This is a genomic window from Daejeonella sp. H1SJ63, assembly GCF_029360775.1.
GTDB lineage: Bacteria > Bacteroidota > Bacteroidia > Sphingobacteriales > Sphingobacteriaceae > Daejeonella.
Genome location: NZ_JARKMZ010000039.1, coordinates 68,068 through 82,605, shown reverse-complemented (window position 1 = coordinate 82,605; position 14,538 = coordinate 68,068). Strand labels below are relative to the sequence as shown.

Sequence of the window (14,538 nt, the reverse complement as noted above, 5' to 3'; positions counted from 1 at the left end):
TCTATATTATTGTTTGATCCAGATACACCCTGTTTTCGTCGTTGCCATCTGCACAATCATGCAAAGAAGCTTTAGGGTAAACTGATTTAAGCTTTATAAATTCATTCAGGAGAAGAGTCAGTTTGGTATGTAAGGCTAATGTATCCTGTTCATTCTTTGCAAGTTCATTTAACCAGGCACAATACAATTGTTCAAATTTTTCCAGCTGCAGGTTACTTACCCAGCAAATTTTAAGTGCCAGATGTGCGGGAATTTCCATCCGGATTGTATCTTCAGCAAAGCGGCGGAATGCGATACCCGAATTTGCCAGACCAGCTTCCCCGTTCATAACGATAGTCATCCTGAATGAGTATGGATCCTCCTGACCGCATAAATCACAGTTCCCCGGGATACAGATACCCAAAAAAGGATCACCATTCACAACTTCAGTGCCGGGCATATTTCGGGGACGTAATAGAAGATGTTCTACAATAAATATTTTATTGGAAAGCTGTAACTGCTTAACATATTTTATTATTTCATCACGGGCCTCTTTTGCCGCTGCCTCTGTGAGAAAACTTTGTTTACGTGTGGCTATGGTCTCTCCGGTCCCGTCTTTTAAATTAAGAATCCATTTCTTCTCCTTCTTTATCTCAAAGCTGCCTTCATTTGTGATATACTTCAGTACCTCATCTATTTCTTTTTGTGCTTTTGCTTCAGCAAGAGTTAAATCGGGGTCTGTATATCTGGTACTGCTGCTGATATAAATATTCCCGTCATCATCAACCAAACGCCACCTTTGTTCGAATGAAACATTGTCTATATCCTTTTCTTCATACAACTCGAAATAGTCTCTGGCCTTTTTAAGACCTAAGAGGCGCTCAATCCGCATTTTTAAACCGGCAATATTTTCATTATCACATACGTGTCCGGCATCTTTATAGTTAAATGCCCTGGCCCTGTTAGCACTCATGAAAGGCAGATCTTTGAGAAAGCTGATCTTGTTGTTTATAAGAATTTCATCTGCCAGTTTTTTATTCCCTTCATAAGAATAAAGCATTAATGCATAATCGGTAAAACGCTCGGCAAAACGGGCCATCAGACTATCCAGAAAGCGATTTCTGCGGTCGAGAAAAACTGTTTTAGACTCTGTTAAATCATCCAGAGTTGTTTGATCTAATATTGCACCATTCACCAGAGCATACAAATCGCTAATACCATTGATATCATCATTGTCAAGAAGCCGGCTGAAATATGTTTTTAAAACAGTTTTATCCAGTGAAAATAAGTCCTTTACATGACTTAATTGTTCCAGGTAATTAACCAGAACCTGTTCGAATACAAGCAGAAAGGCCTTCAGTTGCTTTGCCTGTGCACGTCTTTTATCCGGGGCATTCAAAGGCAAACCCTCATCGCCCAGTCCGTAGGTTAAAGGCAAACCATATTGTACCGGCTGATAGCTATTCAGCTGGTAATATGTTCCTTCAGGAACAGGCAGATCATTATCAGTTACTGAGAACTGAAGATGTACATTCATCCCTCTGATAACCTGAAGTGAATCAGATAGTTCCAGTTTGTCGGGAAGAAAAGGAAGACCATTTTTAAATAACAAAAATTTGGAGCCTTCAATATACAAGCGGGGCTGATGATTCAATGTAACCGGCATCGTCCAGGATTCGCTCTGAATACGATTGCCTTCTTTATCATACTTTACAATAACCAGGTTCCTGATAGCGATTACTCCCGGGATATCAGCTAACAGATTGATTATATCTGAGGTATATAGTTCCTCTTTAAGCCGGGTCTGGTCCAGCTCATTATTATTAATAAATCCGCTGTTTAATTTCGGCCCTTCAAATATTTCCTCAACAGCTATGCCTGTCTGAAGCAGTTCTTTCAGGGAGTAAAAGCGGATATCAGGACTAAAATATTGACTTATCAGGTAATAGGCCCGGGCCATCACCTGTTCGATATCTGCATCAGAACTTAGATCCATGTCAGCGCAGATTGCCATGTCTTCAACTTCTATACCTTTTACAGAACAAAAATCTTCACAGAGATTACGATGCTGATGCAGTAATGACCTTGTTTCCGCTATGACTTCATCAGCCTTCTTAATTTTTTCAAGGTATTTGGGTATAATTCCTGATGCCGAAGAATCTTCAATAGCTAATTCAAGATCGCTCAATTGTATAATTTTTCTATCGGATTCGCTGCCGAACGAAACTGTAAATGGAGTATCCGGAAGGGTTAATGTTTCTGTGACTGTTAAATCAGCCTTATCGGCAGCATAAATGATATCAATTGTCGCATAAAGCGGTTTACGCAAGGCTCTGGCCAGCTCATTTTGAGGAATATTGGAGTTATCGCCTTTATTGCCAGAAATAAACTTGACTATAATGCCTGTAATTACAGTATCAGTGTTCCTGAATGATTTGTAAACGGACTTATTTGCCTCTAAATCATGCCAGGCCGGCAAACGCATTTCGATTGCAGCAGTTGAATATTCCAGGTTAAGCGAATCAGTAATAAAACTGAAATTATACTTTATCTTACCACTGTTAAGATCTCCCACACCTTCTTCTTCCTCAAATTCAATCAGAACATCATAAAAGCCATTAATTATTATCTGATGTTCAGTTGGAGGCGAATATTGCAATATACTTTTGGCACAATTGGCGTAAATCAGGAGATCATCACAAGAGATCTCCTTACAGAAGAGCCATGCATTTTTTATCCCGTCGATATCAATCAGTAACTTGCGATAATCCTGAATTGTCCAGGGATTGACCGTAAGAATTTCCCTGGCGGTAAAAAAGGCCTGCTTATTATGATCAGCTTTTACACCTGGTGCCTCAGCAAGAATATCTTTAATATCAAAAGATGTCCGATAGCCAAGGTCGGTAATTGCATAACAAAGTAACTCGAGAAGAGTGATACCCGGATCGTGTATATTGTAATCAGTCCATAAGCTGCTGCTCAAAGCTTCAATATATTCCATTCCTTTTGAACGCAGGAAGTTAAAGTCTTCACTGTTGTTAAGAACCGGATTTTTCAATATGGTAATATTTTCAGCCATAGTTTCTTTTCGGTATTTCGTATATCATTAAATTCCCCCGGCACTTACATTAATACACAAGCTACTCCTACCTCACAAATAGTATGTTTTGATGATGGTGCCGATACTAAAACAGATTTGGCAGTTGAGGCCTCAATAGTATCAGTATCAGAACTCTCGGTAAGACTTTCATCAGTCCGATGATACATCTTCACATCAGTTATAAAATCTACATAGCTGCGCTCCTCTATGAAATTTATGAGAACAGATTTATGTACCTTACCTCCCAAGACAATATCTGTTGCCTTACCATACGCCCAGGGTGTAAGAAACTCAGTTATTTCTTTCTGCAATAATTCGCGGTAATAATTAAACTCGAGCCCGCTGATCAACTTTAATTTGAATTCCAGTCTCACTTCTTCAAACTGAGGATGTCTGACATCCAGTTTTATGTGGCAGGAAATCTTCTTTTTTAAAAATGCTTCTATTTGTTCCAGAACATTCTGATTTGTATAAGGGCGCAGCGGATTTGCATCATTGCGGTTTATTAAATCAGGAATCGTAATTATTGTTACATGCCCGGGTGCAAGTTCATTATAATCATTGCCTGAATATTTAGTATGATTCAGGCACTTAACCTTATGTATCGAAGGGAAAGCTTCAAGTATCAGGTGTTCATAGTCCCAAATCGTTATGGCTCTGGACTTATGACGCAAACGCTCACTTACCCTGATAAAATACTGTTCAGAGGTTTCGGCAGAACGACCTCCAAAAGAAGGATATGGCTGTTTAATTTTTTTAATTGCTGAGGAAGCCTCTTTCAATTTTGAAATACTGCCGGCCGGCAAAGCAGTCTGCTGAAAGTCAGAAGCATTATTATTTGATACAAAAGTAACCACTGCCGCCTGTGCATCTACAGATAGTATCTTACAAACTGCTTCTGCCTGCTCTTCTACAGCCGCCCGCAGCCAGATATAACCTGGTTCCAACAGGGTATTGTCTGTACCAGCGTCAGCAGGAATAACAAAAGAGATGATACCTGATTGAACGATTTGACCAGTATTATCTGTTACCGATTGATCATCGAATTTTTTCCAGGTATTATTGCTTAAATAGCTCCAGGTAATATGTTTCTCGGGCTTGTCGAGCAAAGGATTACTGGTTCCTTCCAATACCTGAAACAATAGAGCTGCACTCTGTCCTGCCTGTAAATTTTCTATCCCGATGTACAGTTCTCCGGCATTTTCATTACTGCCTTTAAAATCCGGCAATAAAGAAACTTCAGCACCATCATTCAGAACGGCGTGCTGTTCCGCTTCCCCAAAAGGATACAGATGAAAGAATTGTAATTGACGATCAGCATAATCATCCGCATCACTGATATCGGTAGTAACAAGCGCCTTATAATGAAGTGATATTCTTTCAAGCATAGGGGTATAAGGTTCTGTTGGTTCAGTAAGACCGGCAGGAGTTGGCTTGGCCTTATCAATCAGATAGAGAGTCAATTGCTTTTGATAAGCTGCATGACCAAACCCTTCCTTCAACTTAAGTTTCAGAAAACCCTTATTCGAAGCGATATTATACCGGTTGTAATTTTCAGAATATTCTGCAATAACATTATCTGACAACTGGTAAAAGGAAGATGGGAAGCTTATGTTTGGGCTTGGTGATGATAAATTCGAGTCGCTAAGTATGCTTAGTTCTATATCAGGATCCTTCCAGATTCCTTTTTCAAGAGAAAATAAACTTACCCTGGGGCTGTTATCTGTTGCAGCAGCAGCCGTCTCATAATCAATAGCTCTGGTAGTTGAAGGCAGATCTTTCCAGCCTACACTAAAATAAAGTTTTGCTTTTTTCTTAAACAGTTCATTGTTCCCAATAATGAGGGAAGCTCCTGCCTTTGGAGCCGGGCCAAAAGGAAGAAAAGGTTTTGAAGGATCCAGCTCACCAAAATCATTTGATAAAAGCAGATCTTTTAATCCGCCATTTATAATTAAATCATTATCATCAAGCCCAACCTTAACCTCAATTTCAATATTGCTGACATTAATATCTTTAAGCAGATCGTACTTATAAATCACATCAGCTGAATTAGTCAGGTAAACCTTTAGCATCGGAACATTACAGTTAAACAAGCCCCCGTGAACAGATGCATTATAATTTGTTATCGCGGCAACATCTCCCGGAATTTTAAGTGTTAAAATACTTGCATTTATGGGCCCGGTGATTGTACCTGCGCTCCAGGTATGAGCGCTTACTTTATACCATCCTTTTTCTGTTGTTAAAAAGCATTCAACAGATCCTAAAGCAGTGAGCTGACCTGCCGTAAATGCCGGTGCAAATTTGATGTTAACTATCCGCTCCCCCTCAGTTAAATATAAGTTTGAGGATGCAACAGAGAATCCAATCTGTGCCATGGGCATCCTGATATTTGTTACTATACCCTCAACAGCATCCTTATTTATATAGGGATGCCACTCCTTAAATTCAGTTTCGATTTCAGCGCCAAGGCCATCAGCAGAATTGATAACCGGCGAAGCGAATATTCTGCCGGCATTATTAATTGAAGAATAATTATCGGTAGCATTAGCCCTGTAAACAGACATAAGTTTAACAACCTTCGATTTGTTAAATACTACATCATTTTCCATTGCATAAAACACCTCTTTACCCAGACTATCTTTCCCTGCTTTTAATAAAGTGCCTTTCTTTAGCAAATGGGTATCTGCCTGTTTAGCAAGCTCTAACAGAATATGTGCTTTATTAGGGGTTTCAGGCTGTGATTTAAGCCTTAAAACATCTTTATAGTAAAAGTCTAAATGAGACTGAGTTAATGTATTTATATGTTCTTTTGAATATCGGAAAAGTTGTAAAAAACTCAGGAATAGTGTATAATCAGGGGTATGATTATTTACTGTAGTTAAACTTTGCATCAATGCAGTTTCAGACTCTTTAATGATCCTGGCATAGGACATTAGAAATTGGTCGAATATTCCTCTGAATAAATTATGATTGGCTGCATGACCTATCTTTCTGATTGGATCTGAGGCCGGATCACCATAAATGCTTTTATCCTCCGGAATACCGGTATAAAAATCTGTCCAGTTAGCCTCATTTTTAAACCACATAGAGGATAATCCTTCTGCCAGAATTGCAGAAATCTTTTCAACCGGAATACCAATGACCTTCCAGCCGGGCTGATCTTTATCCTTAACCAAGTTCAATTTTTTTCCGCCTTTATAATATGCAAGCAGCTTTTGCAGTGCTGGTTGTAATTTGACATGAACCAGGTTCCGGATATTAATTTTCAGTTGATTATCATCGGCCAGTTTTGAAGTATAGAAATCTAATGCTTTAGATAAAGTAAGTACACCCGCAATTAAAGCGCTTAAGTTTTCTTTTTTAGGGTTTACCTGCTGTTCATTAGTTTTTAAAATATCAAACCTGGTTTTTATTTCGAGCTTATACTCCTCAATGTCTTGTATAGCTATTGAACCTAATACTGCAGATACATCACTTTCGAAAAATGGCTGCCAATTATTAGTAACCTTATTTTCCAGATTATAATAATTAAGGTAGGCAGAGAACCTGCTGGCAAAGACAATCCAATCGGCATAGTCGCGCTCATCAATACTCACATATCCCCTTTTCATCTCGTTGAGCAGACGCTGCTCCTGGCTTGTTCCGCCATGATTTAAAGGGTTTTTGTTAGTTATACAAGCCATGACTTAAAATGCTACAGGATTATTGGTACTAATAAATTGTAATTCAGTTCCTTCGTTACGGTAATAAGGGTATACAAAATTGAACCGCGAATTTGTTGCCCTTACCACATATTCAATTTCCAAAACAATAATTCCCTCAGATTCATTATCGGTATTCAGTTCTATCTTCTTAGCATCAATACGAGGTTCAAAATAGAGTATAGCAGTTTTGATTTTATCTATGATGATAGTTTTTGTGGCAGTATCCAATGATTCAAAGATCAGTTCATCCATATTACAACCATACTTGGGCTGCATTATGCGTTCACCAACCTTCGTGGTAAGTAATATTTCAAGGCTCTTATAAATATCATCTACCTTTTCTGTCATTTCCACTGACTGAGATGTAATATTAAATTCCGGCGGAAAACTCCAGCCCCGCCCCAGGAAATCATTTGTTTTTACCTCTGCCATAACAAAAATTTAACCACCAATTATTACCGTTGGACAGCCTGCTACTATTGAACCGCCATGTGTTGCCGAATCTCCCATCCTTGCTGCAGGCTTTCCACAAATCATAACTGTAGATGAACCGGCAGCTATAGTATCCGGCGGACCGGTACAGGTAAGCATATCACCCACACAAGCGGCAGGCATACCACCAATCAAAACTGTTGCCGCACCCGGTGGTAATACCGGCCCTCCTACATGAGGAACCGTTCCGGTCACCATCGGACAAACATGCATATCACCAACTCTTGCTGCTGCGGGCATTTATTCTTAATTAATTTTCACAATCGATCCTTTAACCGTTGTATTTCCTCCTGAAGATATTTCTGCTGTTGAACTACCTTCAGCTTTAACTCCTCCGCTTCCTTTTAAATTTATGTTTACCCCTTCTGCTTTTATATCTGTTGCCGCTTTCAGCACAATATCTTTGATACTTTCTATTTTAAACCCATCCTGATCCATGCTGAATTTATTTCCATGCTGATCTTCCATTTTTATGGCTTTATCTTCTTCGGAAAGAAGAAATTTATTCCCTGAAGGAGTTTCAATGCAGACCGTCTTTTTTTCATCATTAAATATTACTTTCATACCACTTCGGGATACATAACCTTTCTCATGATTATCATCACTGGTCTCTAATGGTGCGGCATTTTTACTGCTGTTGCACATACCCAATATCACAGCATGCCGCGGGTCGTTATTTATAAACCCAACAATAACTTCATCTCCTATTTCAGGCCTGAAGAAAGTTCCTCTGTTACTACCTGCATCCAGAGTGCTTATTCTGCTCCAAATCCCCTCATCCTCTGAATTAATATGAGGCAGACGAACCATAATGCGATCCTCAGCATCGGGATCGCCCTCCAGTTTTGTTACTATACCAATCTGCAAACCCTGAATGGCAGGCAACAGCGCACCGGCTAATGGCTGTTGTACCGGATAAGTTTGTACAAACCATTCGGGATTGATGCCAAATTGCAGGGTAGTTTGCCAATTGCCCTTAGCTACCTGATGCCGAACCCCCGTTACAAACAATTTTCCCTCGAAACGCTCACCAACCCCCTTTAACTCAAACATCTTTCCAGGTTTAACTGCTGCGGTTCCGTCGGTAGTAACACGACCCCTTATTTTTGCCAGCTTATGTTTGAGCATTTTAGCATTGGCCCATTGCTGAAGTTCCTGTTCGCTCAATTTACCACTGTGCTGTAATTGAAAACTTTCCTCCCCCGATATATCCGCAAGTGTATCAGCTGTAATATTTCCGGTATCCGGCACACCGGGATCCTCTGCTTCAACACCGGTAAGCATTTCCTGATCTGTTGAATTCCACGCACTTGCCTTTACTGATTTAAACTGAAGTCTGGCATCAATTTCAGCATCAAGATCATGCACTGTTGCTCCATATTGCACTGTCAAAACCGGTTCAGATGAAAAATCAGGTTTAGCAATACTTAACTTACCATCGTCAGCAATACACAATAATCCATTTGCATCAATTCTGCATAACATCATGTCCCAATCTGTTGTATTGTACTGCACAATTTCTTTGTGTGAAATGAGTGTTGTTTCTACATCCTTTTCTATTCCATGTAAGTTTATCAGCTCCTCTATAACTTCGCTATCTTTTACATCTTTGAAATACTTACTTTTAGCGGCTATGGTCATTTTAACAGCCTCATCTTTACATTCAACCATTAATACCGAAGCTGTTTTTCTGAGTTTAATACCGTGTTTAATAACAATACCCTTAAAAATTGTTTCTTCATCACTCCGGTAACCTGCTTTTATCTCTAACCTTTTACCAGGTTCAAAATCATCTTTATTACTAATATCAAACGATCCCCTGGAGGGTTCGCCATCCAGTATTATGAGGGTGGCAGAGGGAATCCGGTTAATCTCTTTGCTCACTATTATGGATAATACATGATAGGTTTTTGACACTTCAGTCCCTTCTGAAAGTATTGTGTATGTACAAACACTTTTAGGCTCATCAGAAGCGATCGTTCTTTCATTAGGCATATTAATTCTGAGTTTTTACCATTGGGGGAAAAAACAATTCTGTACCCTGTATCAAATGCCTGAAATTGTAAAGCTTATTAACACAGGCTACCTGCAGATAGTATTTCGAATCCCCATAAATATTATAACACATCAATGGTAAAGTATCGCCCATTTTTACTGTACGATAATGTGTCAAATCAGCTGATTGAGGATTTTCTGTTGCCACCCGCAAGGTCTCCTCAACACTACCTTTAAAACCGGCTTTGCAAATAGCCCTGATGGGACTGCCATCCGGATTAAATAACTTATAGGTAATGCTTAAGGAATTACAGCGCCCTTTGAAAATAAAATTTCCCCAAACCAGTTTGAAATGCTTCGGCTCATGCGACGCGCTATCATATTCAAGCAGCATTTGCTTAAATGCCTCTACCTCCTCATGTATGCTTGCTTTTTTTTCTCCGTTGATAATACCTGTACAATCAAATAGAAACTCGAAGGCCATTTCTTCAGGCTTTTTTACATTAAACCGCTGTGTTGCTGCACTTGTCCCTGTTCCCTGGCCTTCTGTAAACTCAACTTTATAATCCAGCACGTAGGTTTCCGGATTTACCATGGCAGTAAACGTATCGCCTATCTTATGGCTATCAGCATAATCAGGATTATTATAAGCCAGTATTTTTATTTTTTCGAGCTTTCCCTGTGCCATCATCTTTCATTTTTGTTGTTAAAAATTTCGATTACCTGCTCAATGCATTGCTGAATTAAAGCCTCATTATCCGGCTTGTCAGCCTGGCTCAGGGCAACAGCGGCCGAATCACTTTCTGGCTGCGGCTGGTTAACAGTAACCCGTATGTTCAGTTCTTTTATCTCAAGTGACATATCAGTTCAGTGTGAAATAGTTATAACTCAGATCAAGCGTTTCAATTACTATCGAATTATCCTGCGAATTAAAATCGGAAACCGACCATTTCTTTGGCCATGCATTATATACATTCCATGTTTTTAAGGGCTGATGCTCTTCATTAAGCAAACTGATATTAATTTGTACAGGTTTAAAATCCCTGTTTTGCAGAGCATCCAAACACCATTTAATTACTTTAGAATCTGTAAGCATACCACGCTTTAAAGAAAGATCCGGATACTTGGTTCTTAAAGGCAACTTATGTTCAAACCTGTTCTCTCCTCCCTCTTTATAAGATTCGGTATCATATTCTAAACTAAGGCCTGCAACAGATTGAAAGCGCACGTCGTTATCGTTGCCTATACCTACAAATTCTACCTTAAAATGAAAACCCACCGGAGGATAATATCCGCCGGCTGTTGGTACTTTAGCCATGGTGAATGAGTATGTTATTAAAAACCAAAAACTTGCACTAATTCATGATATCAAGGCCTTCATGAGCCAGCTCAATGGTCTCAATAGCTACTTCATTACCATCTGCTTTCAAATCGCTGGCTTGTACCTTAATCGGAAAAGCATTCATTACTTTCCAGCTGATAACGGGTTCATGATTTTCATTTAAAAGAGAAATGGTTAAGTCCCTGCGTTCTATGGTATTCAGATTTACCGTTTTTATCCAGGTATAAAACTCTTTATCACCAGCAACGGTTCCGCGTTTGAGCGTAATGTTACTTGATTTTTGCATTCCGGGCATTTTTATTTTTGAATACTGAGGACTGGACCCCTCCCGGTATTCTATGGGTTCAATTTGTATATCTAATCCTGTTACTTCAGAAAAACCGATACGTTTACCACCCCATTGAACAAGGAAGTGGAACTTGGGAAGAGGATATGTTGCCATAATGTGCTTTTTAAACAGATTAAATTATTTATAATTAAAATCAACTTTCTGCCATTTTATGACTGAAACGCAGAATTATAAATTCTGCTGGTCTTACAACTGCCAAACCTATTTCAACAATCATTCTGCCTTCCAGAATATCTAAAGCAGACATTGTTTTGTTTAGGCCAACAGAAACATAAAATGCATGTTCAGGTTTGGCACCCTGCAATGCACCTTGTCTCCATAATGTAACCAGGAAGTTCTCCAGCATACCCTGAACTTTAACCCAGGTATTCGAGTCATTGGGCTCGAAAACAAAACCTCCGGAAGCATTTTTACAGCTCTCTTCGACCATGTTAAAGAAGCGACGAACCGGAATATATCTCCACTCATTATCGTTACCGGCTAAGGTTCTGGCCCCCCATATTAAAATTCCCCTTCCGGTAAAGGCCCGTATTACATTTATTGATTTACCTGCAACTGAATCAATGTTTAAACTTCCCTGCGCCTCCTCAGTAATCTGCTTTGTTAGGCCTGAAACCATATTAAGGCTAACATTAGCGGGAGCTTTCCAAACACCTCTGGTGCTGTCAACCAAGGCGTAAACACCCACCACTGTACTGCATGGTGATAAAACAACCCTCTGTTTATCCATTTCGAGTTTTACGAGAGATTGTAATTCTGTTGGCAAGGTATTATACGGAGCTGCAGGGAGATTTTTATCATCTGCATCAGTTAAATCACCATCGTCATTTTTATCGCTTTTCCATATAACTGTTAGTGTATCAAGACTATACAGATAATTTAGGGAAGTACGCAAAAATGGATGATATGCTGCACCATATTTGAGATCAGTAGTTCCTATTCCGGAAACAGCACGCAAAGTTTCCGGATCATCTCCATGACAATCCATGACAACAAAACGATCCTGCAATTTACCAGCCTCCATCAATGCGGAATCATACACATCATAGGCATCACTGGCTCCTGAAATATTTACGGCCTGAGGAAATACGATCAGTGTAGGCTCATCATACCGACTGGACATTTTAAGCCCGGCAATTAAATTTGTTTTCGAAATTGTAGCTGCAGTGGTATTTCCAACACTGATAATGTAACATGGCCCTCCGCCATTAGCAAAATACATTTGCATCTGGTAATACATCGTATGTATGGATGGCGCTGGTACTGATGCTGTAACTACACGCTTTTTTAAAACCGGTGGAGTCCCTGCTGTATAGGATTCTTCAATCTTTACACTGAATGTTTCATTAACACCTGTACCAAAGTAAGTTTCATACTCCAGCAATGATGTGATTCGCTTTGCTTCCGACACTGTTATTGCATCAATAACAGCTGTGGAAAGTGGCGTTCCCTCTATGCCACTTCGGACTGTGTAGCCTATGAAAACAGGAATAGCTGTTTCTACCTGCGCCACAGATGGTGGGAGCTTCGGTATTTCCTCAATATAAACACCGGGTGATCTGTAAGATGTTGCCATGTTCTTATTTTTAGTTAATAATTTAAATGCACTTCTGCACTGTAATAAGCATCTCCATCGATTTCAATTGTTCCAAGCCGATCCGTGCCCGGATTAGCTATCGCTGATATGTTACCAAGTGCAGTAGATTCCAGAGATAATGTTTTCAGGGGCTTTTGACTAATAGGTACCGGCTTTGCAGATACAAATTCATTACCCGCCTGAGGAATGAATGATAATTTATGTGGCGGGGGGCGACTGTCGCTAACTGATACAACATCATTGCTTCGTGCAATATATTTCCAGATAAGCAACCTGTTAGGAAAACGGATAGTAAACAAGGAGCCATTAGCCGTACCTGATCCGTTAAATAAAGCGAAGGCATTGGAAGCAGGCAGAAAATTAAAGATTTCTATGATGCCAAATATATTATTGTAAACGGCATCACTGTCTGTATATACATACCGGCTTTCGCCATTAATTTCTATTCTATAATAACCCTTTGGCAGCTTCTCAAGGCGAACAGGTACCGAGGTTTGAAAACTTGAAAAACTAAGATTTACAGTATTGGTCACCTGAATATCATAGGCCCCGGTGTTAGGGTTCAGCCCGTATATATTAACTGTAAAATCGGTATCACTAATGGTATTAAATAAATATACGAATGGGGTAACTTCAACAAGATCATTAGAATTTACATATTGTATTTTCCCTCTGTTCATCCAGTAATCCTTATTAGTCAATGGACGCTTGGAGGAATTACTGCTGGGTTTTATCGCTTCAAAAACAGTATCAGACACGTTAGAGGCAAGTGTCCCTATCGGATAATCGTTTGTGTTATTATAAACCGGAATTTTTGAATTGAGATAAAGGTCGGATCCAACCTTTGACTGATTTGCATTACTGAAATAATATTTCCGGGGTTCAGAGGGATGATAATCCAGGTTAGTAAAATTATTGAAATACGGATTGGTCAGCTTCATAAAAAAAGTCAATTTCCCGCTTTTACTGAAATCACTCAGTGGTTTATCACTTTCATCTACTCTAAGCAGTACAATCAGCTTATTACCGACCATTTTAAATAACATTCCCTGCCCTTTTAAAACAGAAGCAGTTTCTCCTGAGGGGCTTATCTCAAAATCATTACACCGGGTATCGGTATAATAGTCATGCCTGACCTCAATGCTAAAAAGTATTTTATACCGCAGGTTCATGATACCACGAGTTTAGATTTAGCCTGATTATTAATTTCAGTAATCAGTCCGCCACCCGAAACCACAGCATCTTCATTAATGGTAATTTGCCTTACTTTATATAAAACTGAAGGAATATACTTCCCGCCCATCGTGCTCCACAGATGGTTAATCTGTTCGAAATTGAGCGTATACAGATCCACAATAAGCTTTTCTATTTTTTCATCTAATGCCGGATGACTGATTGGGGTAAATACATTCTGATATTGAAAAAACTGGATAATGTAAGCCAGCCATTTTAAAGAATCGGTGTATTCGGTACGATTTACTGCAAATAAGATGTAGAGGTTAATGTAAGTCGGCGGATTTTTATACGTTATTCCTGAATCCGTTTTAACATAATTTTCTTGTTGCCTGGCAACACGGTCTTCCTCAACATTGACTAAAGAAAGGATAGCTCTGTTTGCAAGTGAATTAACACCCGGGACATCATTATCCATTGCTCTGGATATATTACCCAGAATAAGTCTTGGATCGGTATTTATACCAAGCTTTAAAGAGAGGTAGGAATTCACCTCATCTGAAATGAACTTTAACGTTTCGTTTATCATGCCAATTAGTTAAGCCTTAGATAAACGGTACAGTTCTTAATATCTCTATCCCTGAAAGAAAGATCTACTTACATTCACTTATTAAGGTGCACCTGTTTAGATAAATTGAGAGAGAAAATTTAATTATCGTTGAGAGCGATAATCCAGCTAATTGTTGAGAGAGTAAATTCAGCTAACCGTTGAGAGAGTATAATTCAGATTCTTATACCAATTTAGAA

The 14,538-nt window shown here is 39.2% G+C and carries 12 protein-coding genes; all 12 read right to left on the bottom strand.

Annotation, left to right across the window (positions count from 1 at the left end; all coding sequences use genetic code 11):
* Window position 1 precedes the first annotated feature (1 nt).
* From P2W72_RS13985 to P2W72_RS13930, 12 genes are read right to left on the bottom strand one after another with little or no spacing between them, the layout of a single operon-like run.
* Window positions 2-3,058 carry a hypothetical protein gene (locus P2W72_RS13985; RefSeq protein WP_276363726.1) on the bottom strand — a complete coding sequence of 1,019 codons (3,057 nt, stop codon included), beginning with the start codon at window positions 3,056-3,058 and terminating at the stop codon, window positions 2-4.
* A gap of 44 nt (window positions 3,059-3,102) precedes the next feature.
* Window positions 3,103-6,762: a hypothetical protein gene (locus P2W72_RS13980; protein ID WP_276363723.1), complete on the bottom strand. Its 3,660-nt coding sequence runs from the start codon at window positions 6,760-6,762 to the stop codon at window positions 3,103-3,105.
* A 3-nt stretch (window positions 6,763-6,765) separates the two neighbouring features.
* Entirely contained in the window at window positions 6,766-7,215 is a 450-nt protein-coding gene (locus P2W72_RS13975) for a GPW/gp25 family protein (RefSeq protein WP_276363720.1), read from the bottom strand.
* Between the two features lie 9 nt (window positions 7,216-7,224).
* Window positions 7,225-7,515 carry a PAAR domain-containing protein gene (locus tag P2W72_RS13970; RefSeq protein ID WP_276363717.1) on the bottom strand — a complete coding sequence of 97 codons (291 nt, stop codon included), beginning with the start codon at window positions 7,513-7,515 and terminating at the stop codon, window positions 7,225-7,227.
* Window positions 7,516-7,521: 6 nt separating this feature from the next.
* Window positions 7,522-9,270, bottom strand: coding sequence for a type VI secretion system tip protein VgrG (vgrG, locus tag P2W72_RS13965; protein WP_276363714.1), 1,749 nt, complete (start codon window positions 9,268-9,270; stop codon window positions 7,522-7,524).
* 1 nt (window position 9,271) lies between these two features.
* Window positions 9,272-9,961, bottom strand: coding sequence for a LysM peptidoglycan-binding domain-containing protein (locus tag P2W72_RS13960; protein ID WP_276363713.1), 690 nt, complete (start codon window positions 9,959-9,961; stop codon window positions 9,272-9,274).
* Entirely contained in the window at window positions 9,958-10,131 is a 174-nt protein-coding gene (locus tag P2W72_RS13955; RefSeq protein WP_276363712.1) for a DUF5908 family protein, read from the bottom strand. The genes P2W72_RS13960 and P2W72_RS13955 overlap by 4 nt, the downstream gene beginning before the upstream one ends.
* A 1-nt stretch (window position 10,132) precedes the next feature.
* Window positions 10,133-10,588 (bottom strand): phage tail protein, encoded by a 456-nt coding sequence (locus P2W72_RS13950; RefSeq protein ID WP_276363711.1) that lies wholly within the window; start codon window positions 10,586-10,588, stop codon window positions 10,133-10,135.
* Window positions 10,589-10,625: 37 nt separating this feature from the next.
* On the bottom strand, window positions 10,626-11,054 hold the full coding sequence (locus P2W72_RS13945; protein ID WP_276363709.1) for a phage tail protein: 429 nt from the start codon (window positions 11,052-11,054) through the stop codon (window positions 10,626-10,628).
* A gap of 40 nt (window positions 11,055-11,094) precedes the next feature.
* The gene (locus P2W72_RS13940) at window positions 11,095-12,537 is read right to left on the bottom strand and encodes a phage tail sheath C-terminal domain-containing protein (protein WP_276363706.1); all 1,443 of its coding nucleotides are present in this window, start codon (window positions 12,535-12,537) and stop codon (window positions 11,095-11,097) included.
* Between the two features lie 14 nt (window positions 12,538-12,551).
* Complete coding sequence (locus tag P2W72_RS13935) at window positions 12,552-13,730, bottom strand: hypothetical protein (RefSeq protein WP_276363703.1); 1,179 nt, start codon at window positions 13,728-13,730, stop codon at window positions 12,552-12,554.
* Entirely contained in the window at window positions 13,727-14,320 is a 594-nt protein-coding gene (locus P2W72_RS13930; RefSeq protein ID WP_276363700.1) for a DUF4255 domain-containing protein, read from the bottom strand. Before P2W72_RS13930 ends, P2W72_RS13935 begins: the two co-directional genes overlap by 4 nt.
* Window positions 14,321-14,538 lie beyond the last annotated feature (218 nt).